Annotated in this window: 9 protein-coding genes; 5 read left to right on the plus strand and 4 right to left on the minus strand. The window is 64.7% G+C overall.

Annotation, left to right across the window (positions count from 1 at the left end):
- The first annotated feature begins 30 nt into the window (after positions 1-30).
- Positions 31-3,789: a hypothetical protein gene (locus ACU8YE_RS16060; protein WP_446929142.1), complete on the plus strand. Its 3,759-nt coding sequence runs from the start codon at positions 31-33 to the stop codon at positions 3,787-3,789.
- A 275-nt stretch (positions 3,790-4,064) separates the two neighbouring features.
- Positions 4,065-4,802 carry a response regulator transcription factor gene (locus ACU8YE_RS16065; RefSeq protein WP_232038756.1) on the plus strand — a complete coding sequence of 246 codons (738 nt, stop codon included), beginning with the start codon at positions 4,065-4,067 and terminating at the stop codon, positions 4,800-4,802.
- A 163-nt stretch (positions 4,803-4,965) separates the two neighbouring features.
- On the opposite strand, the gene ACU8YE_RS16070 is transcribed toward ACU8YE_RS16065, so the two are convergent.
- The 3 genes from ACU8YE_RS16070 to ACU8YE_RS16080 all read right to left on the minus strand — a co-directional run bounded on the left by ACU8YE_RS16070 (position 4,966) and on the right by ACU8YE_RS16080 (position 7,097).
- Positions 4,966-5,319 carry a response regulator transcription factor gene (locus tag ACU8YE_RS16070; protein ID WP_373407704.1) on the minus strand — a complete coding sequence of 118 codons (354 nt, stop codon included), beginning with the start codon at positions 5,317-5,319 and terminating at the stop codon, positions 4,966-4,968.
- 321 nt (positions 5,320-5,640) lie between these two features.
- Positions 5,641-6,591 (minus strand): DUF4880 domain-containing protein, encoded by a 951-nt coding sequence (locus ACU8YE_RS16075; protein WP_446929143.1) that lies wholly within the window; start codon positions 6,589-6,591, stop codon positions 5,641-5,643.
- Positions 6,588-7,097 (minus strand): sigma-70 family RNA polymerase sigma factor, encoded by a 510-nt coding sequence (locus ACU8YE_RS16080; protein WP_322018133.1) that lies wholly within the window; start codon positions 7,095-7,097, stop codon positions 6,588-6,590. The genes ACU8YE_RS16075 and ACU8YE_RS16080 overlap by 4 nt, the downstream gene beginning before the upstream one ends.
- A 244-nt stretch (positions 7,098-7,341) precedes the next feature.
- Here ACU8YE_RS16080 and ACU8YE_RS16085 point away from each other — a divergent pair, with 244 nt between their 5' ends.
- Positions 7,342-7,713 carry a hypothetical protein gene (locus tag ACU8YE_RS16085; RefSeq protein WP_260801164.1) on the plus strand — a complete coding sequence of 124 codons (372 nt, stop codon included), beginning with the start codon at positions 7,342-7,344 and terminating at the stop codon, positions 7,711-7,713.
- A 149-nt stretch (positions 7,714-7,862) separates the two neighbouring features.
- The gene (locus ACU8YE_RS16090; RefSeq protein ID WP_446929144.1) at positions 7,863-11,618 is read left to right on the plus strand and encodes a type III effector protein; all 3,756 of its coding nucleotides are present in this window, start codon (positions 7,863-7,865) and stop codon (positions 11,616-11,618) included.
- Positions 11,619-11,772: 154 nt separating this feature from the next.
- Here ACU8YE_RS16090 and ACU8YE_RS16095 read toward each other — a convergent pair whose 3' ends face one another.
- Positions 11,773-13,644: a leucine-rich repeat domain-containing protein gene (locus ACU8YE_RS16095; protein ID WP_446929145.1), complete on the minus strand. Its 1,872-nt coding sequence runs from the start codon at positions 13,642-13,644 to the stop codon at positions 11,773-11,775.
- 436 nt (positions 13,645-14,080) lie between these two features.
- On the opposite strand from ACU8YE_RS16095, the gene ACU8YE_RS16100 reads away from it, so the two are divergent.
- Positions 14,081-14,773 carry a lytic transglycosylase domain-containing protein gene (locus ACU8YE_RS16100; RefSeq protein ID WP_446929146.1) on the plus strand — a complete coding sequence of 231 codons (693 nt, stop codon included), beginning with the start codon at positions 14,081-14,083 and terminating at the stop codon, positions 14,771-14,773.
- Positions 14,774-15,062: the final 289 nt, after the last annotated feature.

Here is a 15,062-nt window from a genome sequence, read left to right on the forward strand (position 1 = left end):
GACCAGGCCAGTGCCTGAACATCTCGCGCCATGCCACCTTCACGCCTATTGCCCGTCAACGTGCCGACATCGCCGTCGGAGTACGAGACACTCCACGACTTCGCCGCGCGCACGCCATCGCCCTCGGCCGATGGCGGCGATGCTCTGCAGCCCCGCAAGAAGGGTGGCTGGCTCAGCAACCTGAAATCGCGCGTGCGCGAAAAGCTGCCCAAGAGTGACGAGACAGAACTGGCCACGCTGTTAAGCGACCGCAAGCGCTCCGGCACGTCGTTCAATACGGTGGACAACTACAAGGCACCCACGCGCGGCACGTTGACGACCACGCCCGAGGCAACGCCGCAGGCCACCGAAGGCACCCCGCACCCTGCCACAGCGCAGGTGCAGGAACGTCAAGAAACACGCCGCGCGGCACGTTCGCAGCGCAAAACGTCGTCCATGATGCAGCGTGCTGAACAGGGTGCGCAGCGCTTGCGCCAACGCGGAAAACCGCCGACACCCCAAGCGGCATCGCCCGCCGCAGCGTTGACGGTTCCGGCTACGGCCGAAGCGTTCCGCCAGAGCATTGCGCAGTTGTTCCGCATGGCGGGCAGCGCAAGCGAACGTGAGCTGCTGGCCGATCGGCTCGGCGTCTTGGCGGCTCCAGCGCAGGGCGCCTCGTCGGCCGCAGGCAGCTACATCCGCCCGATGTTGGCGGCACGCGCGCTGGCGGCCACCAGTGGCGGCAATGCAGGCGATGCGCTGCGGGTGCTGCAGCACGTCACGCATGCGGTGCACTTTGATGCTGCCGCCTTTGCGGCACCTGTTTCGACGCCGAGTAATGAGGGGTCAACACATTCCACGAGCAGCTCCTCCTTGGGCATGGGCCGCCTGTTCAATGAGACGGCATCGGCAACGGCGTCGCACCGTTCCAGCACGTCGGACCTGGGCTTGGCTCATCTGTTTGGCGAGGGCGAAACGTCGCCACAGCGCAGCGAAACCGGCGCCAGCCGGACCAGTGACGAGCAAAGCCCGCGTTCGTTTTCCCGGCAATCCAGCCTGTTGGCCCACTACGGATCAAGCAGTTCAGACGGGTCGGGTGGCTCCGGTCGCTCCGGTCGCTCCGGTCGCTCTTCAAGCAGCCTGGCGGTCCCGCCAATGCCGCAGGGCATGAGCGATGCGGGCGTGGCAAGCGCGGCCTGGCGCACGGCGCAGTTGCTCTCGCGCAGCCATCACGGCTTTGAAGCGCTGACCGGCCTGATGCAGACTCCGCCCACACCGGAGCAGGCGCACACCGCGCGCGCCTTCCTGCAGGCGGCCGACCACGTGCATACGGCCGCCGCCACCGCGGCCGACCCCACCGCCCTGCTGCACGCGCGTCCGGCGGGCAGCGGCACGCAAGCCGAGTCACTCGCCGTCAACGTCATGCACGCCGCTGCGCTCAAGCTGCGCGGCGAGCCCGTCAGCGCGCAACAGGCGGGGGTCCTCTTTGCGTGGCACCAGGGCTTTCGTGAAGATGGTCCGGGCTCGGATCTGGCCAACACCAAGGCACGCCTGGCCAAGTTTGTCGGGCGCACCATTCCGCGCGTAGAGAAGCAAACCACGGGCAGCCATTTCTGGCAGATGATCGGCAAGAAGAAATCGCCGCTGTCATCGGCTGCGCTTGGCATGCACGGCGCACAGCGGCCGGGTCTCGTCAAGGAAATGGACGCCTATACGGCGGCGCTACGGACGATGATCGACACGCTCGCGCAGGCAGGCAATGCACCGCCGCTGCACACCATCGCCCACCCGGGCGATCTTTGGCGCGGCGCAATCCTTGCACACTGGGCCGGGCTGACAGCTGCCAACGCGCCGTTGAGCGACTACGCGCTCACGGCAGAGAAGCTGCGTGCGCTGCAACCGGAAGTCGGCGCAGCGGTCAGCCGCATGCAGCGCGAAAGCGCCGAGCCGACTGCCGTCGCACGCACACCGGGCAGTTCGCCGGCCCATCAGGAATTCGCGCAGCTCGTGGCCGCGGCCGGACTGACCGACGATGCAGACACCCGGGCGTGGGCGCAAACCCGCCTGGACACGCTGACCCTGCCGCAAGTCAACACCGCGCAGGCTCACGTGACGCAGCTCATCGACCACGCCGGCCTGGTGGGCGAGCCGCCGGAATACCTCGTGGGGCTCCAGCCGTCTGCCACGCTGTTGCGCTACTGGAGTGCCCACGCGGGCGAGGCCGCCGAGGCGCCCGCATTCCGAAGCGCGCTCGAGCGTGCCGACAAGCTCGAGCACCCGGAAGACCTCAAGATGCAGGCGCCCACCATCGAAGACGCGCGCAAGACCATCGAGACGCTGCTCACGTCCATGGAATCGGGCAACAAGGTGCGCCTGTCCAACGGTGGCTGGATTGGCGGCAGCACGGCCGGCGTATCGACAGGCTTGTCGCACGTCGGCAAGGCGCTGCCGGTGCCCGTATCCGTGCAACTGGACGCCAATTACGGCAGAGGCCGCCAGGCCGTGGTGGAAATCGGACGCAGTTCTCATGGGCGCGACGTGTTCGTCGGCACTGACCGCACGATGCGCGCCTCGGTTGGCGTGGGGGCCTCCGTTGGCTACGACCTCAAAACGTGGGGCAAGCGCCTGCGCGCCAATCTGCTCGCCGTCAAGGTCACGCCATTCGATCTGGAGACAGGTGAGCCGCGCGGCGTGGTCATCCGGGCCACGCGGCCCACGCAGCGCCCCGTGGAGGGCCACGACGACTGGGAACCCATCAAGTACGACGACAAAGCCGCTGCGGACGCCATCGTCAAGGCCACCAACCTGCTGTTCGAGCACGCGTGCGCCGCGCCCGAGCAGCGGCCCGATGCCGATACGCTGTGGAATGCGCTGGCACAGCACTGTGGCGAAAGCGGCGGCAGCGGCGGCATTTCGATCAGTTGGGTCGACCAGACCAAGAAGCGCTGGCGCGCCTCGATGGACGCAAGCGTCGGCATGAATGTACGCGTGAGCAGCCCGCACACGCCGGTGCGGATCGGCCCGTCAGCCCGGCTGCGCGGCGAAAAGACGCTCAGCAACACGGCGACCTTGCAGGAGAAGACCGGCACGATGCGCGTCGAGCAGTTCAGCGTCGCGACGGGACACAAGGTGACGGCCCGGGGTGGACTGGCGTTCTCGGTGGGCCGCACCTTCTACACGGCGGCTCCTGACGACAACGCCTCGGCCAAAGCCGGCGAGAGCGGCAAGTTCACACAGTCGTTTACCGGCGGCATGCCGCTCGGGTTCAACTGGAAACTCTCGGAAGGCGGCCATACGACGAAGGTGAAGATGGGCTACCAGAACGGCAAGATTGCCGATCGCGTCAGCTACTTCGACACCGAATACCGCAGCGTGCGCGAATATCTGGTCGTCGTGCGCAGCGAACGCGATGCATGGATCAACATGCTTGCGCACAAGCCAGGCGGCACACCGGAACAGGCCGCGCGCGAGTTCGAGGCCTACTGCGAGACCGTTGAAAAGCACGCCCGCCCCAACCAGCGCTACCTGAACCGGCATCGGCTCCGGCCGTCCGCTGCTCGCGAGATCGAGGGCCACCTCGCCCTGGCGGACCTGCACCGGAGCATCGACCCGAATTCTGCCGACGCGCAAGCTTCAGAAGCGCTTGCGCAGGCGCTGCTCGAAGCGCCCACATCCCGCGTGCCGGAGAAGCTCGCTATCGTCGAACAAGTGTCCACCAGCCGCAGCCGTGGCCTGACGAGTGCGCTGCAGCTGCGTGCCAGCAAGGAAGCAGAAGGCACCCGTGAACTCGCCGCCATCAAGTTCGGCTAGAGATCTTTTCATCAGATTGTCATATCAGCCGCCGAATTAATGTTCTCGGCGGTTTTTTAATTGGCATATGCGCATAATCGTTCACTCATAATGCGGCATGTGCATGCTCAACTCACTCTTGCAGAGTCAACAAAAAAAACTTAATCAGATCTAAACGCGATTTCACTCTTTATAGGGATGTGTGAGCAAATTGTGAACGTTATGCTTGGCCTCAGTTTGAAGCGCCATCTGCAACGATTCGATACTGTAGTGCAGTGGCTTGAAAGGGGAGCGCCATGAAGTTCGCCGTATTGACCTCGAACCCATCCAGCTTTGCCTACGTGGCGAGCTGTCTATCCACCCAGGAGGCGGAGTGCGTCCGCTTTGACGACGCCCTGTCGCTGCTGCGCGCGCGCCGTACGGAAACGTTTGATCTGTTGATGATCGATGCCCAGCATTTCCGTACGGCCGGTCAGCTCGTGCTGTCGTGGCGGGAGTGCAATGCCGACATGTGCTGGCCCACCCTGGTGTTCGGGCAGTTTGTCGACCGGGGGGACATGGCGTCGGCCTTCGATGCCGGCGTGGACGACGTGCTGACCGGACATTTCACCGCTGAAGAGCTGCAGGCCCGCGTGCAACGAGCACTGCGCCGTGCCGAGCCAGTGCGCCAGAATGCCGGCATCCACGTCGTGGTGGGGCCATATCGCCTTTGCCGCCTGACCCGCACGGCCACCGTCAACAGCATCCCCATTCGCATGACCGCGCGGGAGTTTGCGACGGCATGGCTGCTGTTCTCGTCGCCGGGGTCGTTTCTCTCGCGCCAGCAGATCGCATCCGCCGTGTGGGGCGCAGACGCCAGCATCGTCGAGCGCTCGATCGAGCAGCACATCTACAAGCTGCGCAAGAAACTGCAGTTCGGCCCCGAGACCGGCGTGGAACTCAAGACCGTCTATGCACGCGGCTATCAGCTCGCCGTGCAGGCCGCCAGCAACGAGCCCGCAGGCCCCGAGGCGCGCACCATCCTGGCCGCCTAAGCGGCCTTTTTGCGCAAACGATTGCGCGCTGCAGGGCCCACCGCACCCACGGCAGATTGTTTTAGCATTTCTTAATAAAACGCTTCAAGGCAGATAATTTCAGTATCGGCTTAATAAATTCAGTGCCGGTTTAAAAAATATTGCCTTGTTAATGGTTATCGCGTTAGTGATTTTCGTGCGAGCGGTTTTCACCCGCACATTGCTGATATAGCGCTGCCAATTCGGTCCGATTGCGTGCTTGTAAGCGCATCAGGATTTGGCGCACGTGCGATTTCACGGTTTCTACGCCGATATGCAGCGCCTGCGCGATTTCCACATTGGATTTTCCCGATGCCGCCTCTCGCAGGATGTCGCGTTGGCGTGGCGTCAGCGCGGAGAGCAACGCCCCCTTGCCGGACGAACGGGCAGGCGCCCGCCGCCTGGATTCCAACATCCGCCCAAGCATCGCATGCGCCTGCTCCAGCGTAACGGGCTGGGCGGGCGGCTCTTCACCGGCGGCCTCGGCCAGTTCGGTCAAGTCGACCAGGATCCCGCCGTTTGGGGCGGGCGAAACCTGCCGAACCGCGATCGTGAGAGGCACCACCGCCTGCGCCCGCCAAGCGGCAGCTGCAGGGAAAGGGGAGAAATACCGGCTTTCTGCCGTGCTGTCGGCTGCGTGTAGCAGCACGTCGTTCTGGACCCGGGCGTTCATGTCGTCCTTCGCTCTCGTGAAAGCTATGCATCTGGATGCAGTGGCGCTCGCGGATGGGTACCGCGGCAGCCTCTTACTCTCTCTGTGCATCGAGAAAGAAAAACCGGAACCCCGATCGCAAAAAAAATTTTTGCGGCAGACCAGCGCTCAGCGTGGGCCGATGCGCACCCACACGCCGGCAAGCTCCTTCACCTGGATGGGGAGTGTCTCGGCCAGCATGTGCAGGGCACGATGGCCGTCGAGCGGGAACCGCCCGGTCACGCGCAGATCGGCCACGTCAGGGAGCAGCTCGATCAGGCTACGGTGGTAAGGGCGCAATGCGTCAATCACGTCGGACAAGGGCTGGTGTTCGACCTCGACCATGCCGCGTGTCCAGGCCGCCACGTTGCGGGCCATCAGCGTCAGTTTTTCGATGCCGCCGTCACCAAGGCGCCGTACCTCGCCCGTACGCGCCGTGGAAACGGCACCGGCCGGCGTCGACAACGCCGCGGTGCCTTCGAGCACGGCAACCTTCATCGCGCCATCGGGCTCCAGCGTTGCGCAGATCATGCCGCCCGTGCATTCCACCGCGCCCGCGGCAGACCACAACCGCAACTGACCCGACGGCGACCCGGCGACGGCCAGCACGCTGCCACTGCGCAGACGCACGTCGTAACCGCGCGCAACCGCAGAGGCATCGACCGCGCTGCGCGCATTCAGGCGTAGTTGATAGCCGCCAGCCAGCGTGAAGTCGCGACGCTCCGAGGTCGCCGTGCGCATGTCGGCAGCCAGGTCGGTCAGCGGAATCTCTCTGTCAACGAGGGCGGCAACGCCCAAACCCAGCCCGCTGAAGATCAGCGCGCGGCGCACATGCCGTGCTGTCGACGAAGGCGCATCGAGAAGCCGTCGCGCGGCGCGCCGATGCGGTTCTGCCACGGACGGCAGTGCCATCGAGCCCAACGCGCCTTGCAAACGTTGCACGGCGGCGGCGTGCGCGGGATCGGCCTCCTGCCAGGCGGCAAAGCGCTGGCGCTCCATCTCGGACGCCGTACCCGAACGCAGTACGACAAGCCACTGGATCGCCTGCTCGGCAATCCGATCGTCCAGCACGTGCTTCACGATGATTCGGCCAAATAGCACAGGCGCAAGGCCTGCGTCATGTATTTCTGCACCATGCGAACAGACACCTGCAAGCGTTCGGCGATCTCCGGGTACGTGAGGCCATCGAGTTGGCTATAGAGAAAGGCGCTGCGCGCCTTGGGCGGCAACCCATCGAGCACGCGATCGATGGAGGTGAGGGTCTCGAGGATCAACGCGCGCTCTTCCGGCGATGGCAGCGTCGCTTGCGGTTGCGTGGCGGCCCAGGCCATATAGGCCTCTTCCAGATCACGACGACGCCAGACGTCATAGAGCAGGCGCTGCGCAATCGTTGTCAGCAAGGCGCGCGGCTCACGGGTGTCTTGCCACCCTGGCCTCTGCAGCAATTGCGCAAAGGCTTCCGCCGCAATGTCTTCGGCGCCAAAGCGGCAGCCTGTCTTGCAGCCCATACGGCGGGCGAGCCAAGCATAGTGTTGTCGGAACCAGTCAGAGGCCAGTTCGGTAACTGGCTGGCAGGTTTGCGTCACGGTACCCTCCGCGAAAATCTGTGCTGGCCGTCCGTCGGCAAACGGCCCGATCTGTTGGCGAGAAAGCCCACACCCAGATGTCGAGATTTTACCTACCGCTGATATTTCAGGGGCGCATTTTTTCGGCTTTTATCGCAGTTTTTCGGCACACCCACGACATCTGGAAGGCCCCTGCTGGCATCGTTGAGCGGTGCAACCCGGTTGCTGCAATTCGTTGCAGCAACAACCGCCACGGCGCCCGCCCATGCCCCCCGAAGAATTGCCCCAACCCCCGTTTGACAACGACGCACTGCCCGCGCATGCCCTGCGCATTGGCAGCCGCAACGTCTGGCTGGCTTATGACAGCTACGCCGAGCCCGACATGCTGACGGCGTATGTCGAGCTTGGCCCGCGCGACACATTGGACGTGGCGTTGACGCTCAATTTACTGCTTAGTCTCTGCCTGGAAGTGGACGGCGCGGCACGCGGCAGCGTCGTGCGACACCCGCAGACCGGCCAGATGATCTATCGCTTCCGCTATGCGCTGGATGACGATCCCGAAGCGACGGATTTGCTTGACGCCATCGCTGCGCTCACGGCTGAACTGGACGACGGCGGCGCGCCCACACGATATTGAGCCGCCGAGGCGGTCGCTTCGGATGCCGACGCAGCACTTCGGCGCCCGCAACATTGGCCGGCGGGGGCTGGCTACGCTTGCAAGGTTCAATTGTGCTCGGGCGAAACCGCGTTGCCCCGGCATACCAACCTTCGGAGCCCTCGCCCGTCATGAAGATATTCTCCCGCCACTCCAGTGCGACGCCTCCGGCACAGACGTCGTCCAGTACGTCGGCATCGCAGTCCTCGCTGCCAAGCGTGCGCAAGACTTCGCAGTTGCCTGGCGGCCTGCGTGACCTTGCTGACATGGTGACGGCGAGCCGCCAAAAGAAAAGCGCCGCATCGCTGACGAACGAGCAGCTCAAGGTTGCGCTGTCGAGCACCACGTTGAGCGGACGCGGAACGCGCGCCGCGCACCGGGAAGCCCAGAAGCGTATTCGCAACGGCAAGCTGCAGTGGCCGCCCCAACAGCCGGCGCAACCGCCGTTGAATCCCTTGTCCAGCGAGCGCGAGCACGGCCGTCACACGCCGCCGGATGCGCCCGTATTCGATCCCGATACCGGCGTGCTGAACAAGCCACAGTTACGCCAGATGGCGCTGGCGCTCAAGGATGCGCTGCCTAGGGTGCCGGTGGAGCTCATGCACTCGCACCCGCAAAGCGACGGGCTGCTCGCCAAGCTCCAGCATCAGTTGGGCTCCATCCAGACGATTGCCGCAGACAACACCCGCAAGGCCCCGCACGAGGTCGGCATGGCCGTGCGTGATGCATTTGCGTCGGCGGCCAAGACCGCGCGCCAGCTTGCCAAATCGTTGGGCAATCATGATCCGGCTGATGCATACAAGGGTATCGCGGCGCTCCTCACCGAGCTCAAGCGCACGCACCTGAGCGGCAGCGCGCACGAGGTCATGAGCCACTATGCCGAGAAGGAAACCGCCAACCTCGAAGCCAAGGCGCCCGGCATCAGCACGGCAAAGCCCGGCTCCAACGTGAGCACCGGCACGTCTGCCAGCGTGTCAATTTCGGCCTTCCCCACCAACCGCTATGCCGGTGCACACGTGTCGGTGGAAGCGGGTGGCGGCAAAGGCCGGCTGTACTTTGCCGATGACGACGGCGACGTCGACTACTGGCCCTCGGCACAAGCCTTCGCCAAGGTCGCGCTTGGCGGCAAGCTGGGCGAGTGGGCCGCCAAGCTGACGGGCCGGTTGGATCTGTCCGGCGGCAATGTCTACCTCGAACACGATGACTTGCGTCAACTCGTCAAGCTCGTTGCCAACCACGATGCCAACCATGCCTGGGTCAAGTCTGCCGGGCCACATGCGCGCCAGGCGATGCAGCAGCTGGAAGCGTTGGCCAATCTCGTGTCTCACGCCATCGGGCGCAACTACACGGAAGCCGCAGGCAAGCCCTACTTCCTGAACGACGCCAAGATCGCCAAGGGCTTCAACACCTTGAAGATGACCCTGCTGGCCGGTGCCATCGACCAGAAAGTGGGCGGAGACCACTTCAGCACGTTGATGAAGGCCGCGTACCCGCCCATCGTCGACGTACTGACGGATCGCATCGGCAGCGGGCAACCCATGCCGGCGCAACCGCGACGCGACGTGCCCGATTCCGTGGCCTATGGCGACCGCTTCCTGGCCTATCGCCAGGTGACCGGCAGCCTGGATGCCACCGTCGGCAACGAGACCCAAGGCGGCACAAACCTGGAAGCCGGCGGCAGCTTTGATGTGAATCTGCGCGGCAACGTGGCGCAGTTCTTCACGGAAAGCGCAGCCGCACCGCACACGCTGCTGGACCCGGGCTATCACAAGGATTACCAGTCCACCTTCAAGCTCCATCAGCAACTCGATGCCGCTTGTGCCGAGCCGCCGCCCGCGCAGCTCCACCTGTACAACGAGACACGCAAGGCACTGACGCACGAACTGCACGCCGGCCCCGCGCAGCCCTTTACCGAAACCGAACGGCTGCACTACGGCGAGGAAGCCGACATTCCCGCGCAGTTCCGCAACGCCATCACCCACGCAAGCCCCGACCAGCTCAATCATGCGACGGATCAGCTGGAGCAGCTCATGGGCTCCTATCTGCAATTTGCCAATCATGCCGGCGCCGTGCTCGCCAGGAACGATCGCTTCATGCCCGCAAAAGAACGCGATACGTTGATCCAGCACCGCGAAGCCGCCTTCGCACAGATCAACCAGACCGTATGGCATGGCCGGTACCCGCAGAAGGATGCGCTGGCCCACCCCGAGGCATTCGTCGCCAAGAGCCACGCTGCGATCAGCTTGGCGCTCGGCTGTGTGGGTGCGCATATCTCTGTCGTGAAGCAGCAGATGGCGTTGCGCGAGGAGCACGGCACGGCCGCCGCCGAAGCCATCCTCACGGCGGATTCGATGTACAAGACCGCGCGTGAAATGCTGGACAAGACGTACCTGCCGCTCAAGAACTACGACGTGCAGAAGAACGGCCCGCTGAAAGACAAATCGCTGTGGCAGCGCTGGGATACGGCACTCAAGGCGACGGTGTCCGGCGGTGCGCAAAGCAGTGCGCTCAACGCGATCCTTAACCGCTTCGGCCGGTCCAGCGGCAAGGTGCAACTTGGGCCTTTCACGGGTTCCATCTCGGTTGGCAATAGCGCGGGGCAGGTTTCGCTCAGCGCCGAGGCGCGCCTGATGAATGCCAATCATCAAGTCAACCCGAGCCGTACCGGCAAGTTCTTGCAGTTGACGTTCACGGCGCAGGGCGGTGCACCCATTACCGGCGCGATACTGAACAAGGCCATCGAAGCGGCCATCGAGAAATTCGCGCCGAACATGCGGCTGCAGGACGACAAGTTCGATCCGCAGGAAGTGATCCGACAGACGCAGGGCCTGCTGCTCAATGTGACCGACGGCACCAGCCTGGTCGTCAAGTTGCGTCAGGCCCCCGACGTGCAGAACGCGCCGATGGAGCTGCAATACGCGCGCGTCCTGCGCAACAAGAACAGCGGCATGAGCCTGGCGGTAACGGTACCGACACCGCACGGCACGTTCACGCCGTCGGTCTCGCATACGGACAGCACGCAGAGCTACGCTGGCGAGGTGATGGGCTCCGACACGAGCTACCTCATCATGCAGCACCCGTTCCTGGCCAAGATCGTCGACGCAGAAGCCCACCAGGAAGATGCCGCGCTACGGCAGGCGTTCGATGCGAATCCGGTACACCGCGATCGCTACCTCGCCAACCCGAACCTGATGGTCGACGTGGTGGCCAAGTACGCAGCAGCCACGCAGGAGATCAACGCCGCGGCTGCCGAAAACCGCCCCGTCCAGATCAAGAACGAGTTCGTGCGCTACCACGCCGCAACACCGTTTGCACGTGCGGCCCAGGTGTCAACGCAGGTGGCTGCGCACGCTCCAGGCTCGACCGCCAACGGCGAACCGCTGTTCAAGCTTGCCGAACCGCTGGCCAAGCCGATCGACGTGAGCCACATCGACGTGAACGCGATGCGTGCGCGCCTGCAAGCCATGACCACCATCGAGGAACGCGCCGACTATTTGTGCGACTCCAACCGGGGGCGTCCGCTGCTCGATGCGTTCTCGAAGATCATCGGCAATACGCGGGCCATCAACTCGGCCGCGCTGTTCCATACCGAGGAGCGCAATACCGGTATCCAGTCGCTGGTGCGCAACCCCAAGGCGCTGCAACGCGAGAACAACCGAACCCAAGCGGCCCTGCACGGCAAACCCCAACCCACGGGCACCATCGGCCAACTGCGCACGCGCCTGGAGCCGACCAGGGCATCGGTCAAGCAGGCCAACCTGGCAGATCTGCAGCGGCTCGCCGCCATGAACCTGCCGATCAGCCAACAGGCGCAGCAGGAGCTGCAGCGCCGCAAAGCGGTGCTCGGCAACGCATTCCCGACCAACGAGGGCGAATCGCAGACGTAAAGGCTGCTGACTTCACGTTCCACCGCCAGCTCGCGATGCGCCCGGGCTGGCTTTTTTTTTGGCTGCCCGCAAGCATTCTGGTTTCGTTGCCAGGCTCAAGAAGACAAAGGCCGGCATCGAGCCGGCCCATGGAATACACGATTGAACGGCCGTATTAGCCAGCGTGCAGCCAGTCGCGCGCGACGGCAACGTGCCGCTGTGCCACGCCCTCGCCGGCCCTGACGTAGCGTGCAACGTAGCTCTGCAGCGGCGGCCAAGCCGCGAGCTTCTGGACCGCCTCGTCGATCGATCCGCCAGCAGCGCCATATTCGAGCAACGCTGCGAAAGCCTCGGCGCGCACCATTCGCGCGGCAGCGTCTTCGGGCAACCCGGGCTCGCGCAGGCGCTCACTCACCAACAGCGCCATCAGCGCGTCAAGCGGCAGGGCCTCATCGTCAAGGCAACCCAGCGCATAGCGCTCTTGGGCTCGCTGAAAGACGGCGCTGCGCAGCGCCGGCAGATCGCACAGGCCATCCACCAGTTGGCCGAGACGGCGGCTGTCGCGGTATGCACGCATGGCGTCGGGCGCGATGGCGTTGATATAGCGCTCCATCCAGATGCACAAGGCGTCGCTGCCATATTCGGCGTCATAGGGCTGCAGGCGCGCGCGCCAGCCCTGGCGCAGCGCCATCCAATCTGGCGCAATGCTGGAACCTGCCGTCGAGACGGCACCGGCTGCGGGGCGCAATTCGTCCAACCGAGCGGACAAGTGCGCCGGCACATCGACGCGGCACGCTGGCGGCAGATCGCGCAGCGTATCGGGCAAGCCCGACAAGGCGTAACAGCCACGCAAATCGAGGTGCGTCAGCGCCTTCAGGTCGCCCACGGACGCAGGCAAGCTGCGCAGCGATCCGCAATCGCGCAGCCGCAGCGTACGCAGTTGCGTGCAATGACCAATGCCTTCCGGCACGGCCACGAGGCTCGCCATGCCGGAGACATCCAGATGACGCAGCTTGTGCAGTCGCCCCAAGGACTCCGGCAGCATGGTCATGGCGCTGTTCTCGCGCAGGTCCAGCCGCTCCAGTTCGGCCAGGTTGCCCAGGGTATCGGGCAGCACGGCGAGCAGCGGATTGCCGCGCAAGTGAAGCTCTCGCAGTTGCGCAAGCTGGCCCAGGCTGATGGGCAGTTGCACGAGCAGCTTGTTGGAGGCCAGCGTCAGTGTTTGCAATGCGGCCAGCGAGCCAAGCTCGACTGGCACGATGCGCAGATCCGTGCCCTGCAGAACCAGTCGCTCCAGCTTCGGCAACTGCGACAACGACGACGGCAGCGCGCGCAGCGGCGAATCGAGCACGACAACCTCCTGCAGCTGCAACAGCTTGCCGATCCGTCCGGGCAACGCTGACAGCCGTGGGTTGCGCGCGAAATGCAGCGCGCTCAGGTTGACCGGCAAACCACCAGATGCCGGCCACTCGAAGAGATCGCAATCGTGCACGGTCAGCCGCTCCAGCTCTTCGGCCAGGCACAGGGCCGCTGGCAGGCGCATCACCGGAATACCGTCGAGCACGAGGTGCCGGCTCTTCTGCTGCATGGCCAGCAGCATGCGCGTGGCCGCCAGGGCCAGGCCTTGCTCCGTGGGCCGTGCGGTGTCGGTCAGCAACGGGCCGCTGTAGCGGTGCAGGCGACGCGCCATCTCCTGCTGCCAACCCGCCACCGCCTCGCATACGGCCAGCCAGCGGCTGGCATCAGTAGGAGGAACGGGGGCACGCAGGCTGTGGCCTTGTGGCATGGCCTGCTGGATGCGCAACGCATCGCGCGCCGCGCCTGCGCGCTGTTGATGCTGTGTGCGCGAAGCAGTCGCCGCGACCTGTCGATCATGATGCGGTGTCGGCACGTGAAATCGGCTGGCGGCTGGCGACGGCTCGGCGTGCCCGGTCCGCACACGTTGCAGCACGCGCCGCAATGCGCGCGACAGCTTGTTGGTCACCGACACACCTGCATCCGCCTCACCGTGGTCGGCACGGGTCTGCGCGAGGGTATCGGGCGGCATGGGGGCACTACCGTAATGTGATTGCATGATGGGCCCAAGAAAAGATGAAGTGGCAATCGGCGGCGGGCCACACGCCCTTTCCGCCTGTTTGCTGATCGTATGGACCACCGCGCAACACGACCTGTGGCAGGACGAACCCGTTGCGCCCGCGGCGAACCATCGTGCCCATGCACGCTCTCGATCCGGTTTCGCTGCAAGCCCGGCAAATTCGCACGGCGCGTGCGCATCGCCCGGCACGCGTTTCTATGATGCGCGCATGCTCGTTACCGGAGATCCGCAATGCATGCCCCATCGTCTCGCATCATGGCTGCGCGGGAGCGTCGCGCAACTACCCATGCAGCCCCGCCCACACGTCGCGAAACACGTCACAACTGGCAGCAGCAACGCCTGCAACAACGCCACCCCGTGACGCGCGCCTGCACTGGCAGGCAAGACCATGCGCGGGCGTGACCGGCTTGCCGCGGTGCTGCGGCGGGGGCTGGTTTTCGCCATTGCGCTGCTGGGCTGCCTGCCTGCCGCAGCCCTGGCAGATTGCATCGACGATGCCGCCGCGTACCACGGCGTCAACGCCCAAGTCTTGCGTGCCATCGGCTATCAGGAATCGCACCTGAATCCGCAAGCGCACAACCGAAACCGCAACGGCAGTGAAGACCTGGGCATGTTCCAGATCAACACCATCCACCTGCCGGAACTGTCGCGCTACGGCATCGGCCGCCAGATGCTCTATGACCCGTGCGTCAGCGCCTATGTGGCCGCCTGGCATCTGGCGCGCAAGGTGCAATTGCACGGCAACAGCTGGCATGCCATCGGCGCCTATCACTCAGAGTCTCCAGGGGAAAACGGCATCTATGCCCGGGCCGTGGAAGGCATCCTGAACCGCAAGCTCGCAGCACGCACGCCGCTGCCGGTTGCCGGGCAAACGCGTGCCCAAGAGCCGGCGCTGCAACCCATGCAGGATGCCGCCAAACCCATGCACGCCGTCGTTCTCAAGCACGCGACAGATGCGCCACCCGAGCACAGCAGGCATGTGTTGAACGCCCCGACGGCAGGTGAAGATGAACATTGGCTCGATGCCATGCTGACCAGCCTGAACCAGAGTGCAAGCTTGCGAGACCGGTTCAGCCGGTAAGCCCGGGCGCCATCGCTTGCTTGCGTGGCCCGACCGGCCCTGCATGCCGCGTTGCGTTTGCCGCCCCAGGGTCCGAACAGGCACGACGCTCGAACTCTGAATTTTTCTCAACTGCCCCGTCGTCCATGGCGGTCCGCAGACGAAACGCTCTATCCTTCCCGGCCACCCCCCAAACCAATAAATCGGGTGTCAGTAATACAAGGGGAGCATTCAAAATGAACAAGCGATTTCGTGGAGGAATTGCGCATGGGCCTGTCCGTCGGTCGCTAGCTGCAGGGGCGGCTGCCGC

It is taken from the genome of Ralstonia sp. VS2407 (genome assembly GCF_052950655.1).

What these genes read in the sequence shown, in the direction of transcription:
- ACU8YE_RS16085 (WP_260801164.1), top strand. Translation starts at nt 7,342, where the DNA reads ATGCCCCCCGAAGAATTGCCCCAACCCCCGTTTGACAACGACGCACTG.
- ACU8YE_RS16090 (WP_446929144.1), top strand. Translation starts at nt 7,863, where the DNA reads ATGAAGATATTCTCCCGCCACTCCAGTGCGACGCCTCCGGCACAGACG.
- ACU8YE_RS16060 (WP_446929142.1), top strand. Translation starts at nt 31, where the DNA reads ATGCCACCTTCACGCCTATTGCCCGTCAACGTGCCGACATCGCCGTCG.
- ACU8YE_RS16095 (WP_446929145.1), bottom strand. Translation starts at nt 13,644, where the DNA reads ATGCCGCCCGATACCCTCGCGCAGACCCGTGCCGACCACGGTGAGGCG.
- ACU8YE_RS16100 (WP_446929146.1), top strand. Translation starts at nt 14,081, where the DNA reads ATGCGCGGGCGTGACCGGCTTGCCGCGGTGCTGCGGCGGGGGCTGGTT.
- ACU8YE_RS16065 (WP_232038756.1), top strand. Translation starts at nt 4,065, where the DNA reads ATGAAGTTCGCCGTATTGACCTCGAACCCATCCAGCTTTGCCTACGTG.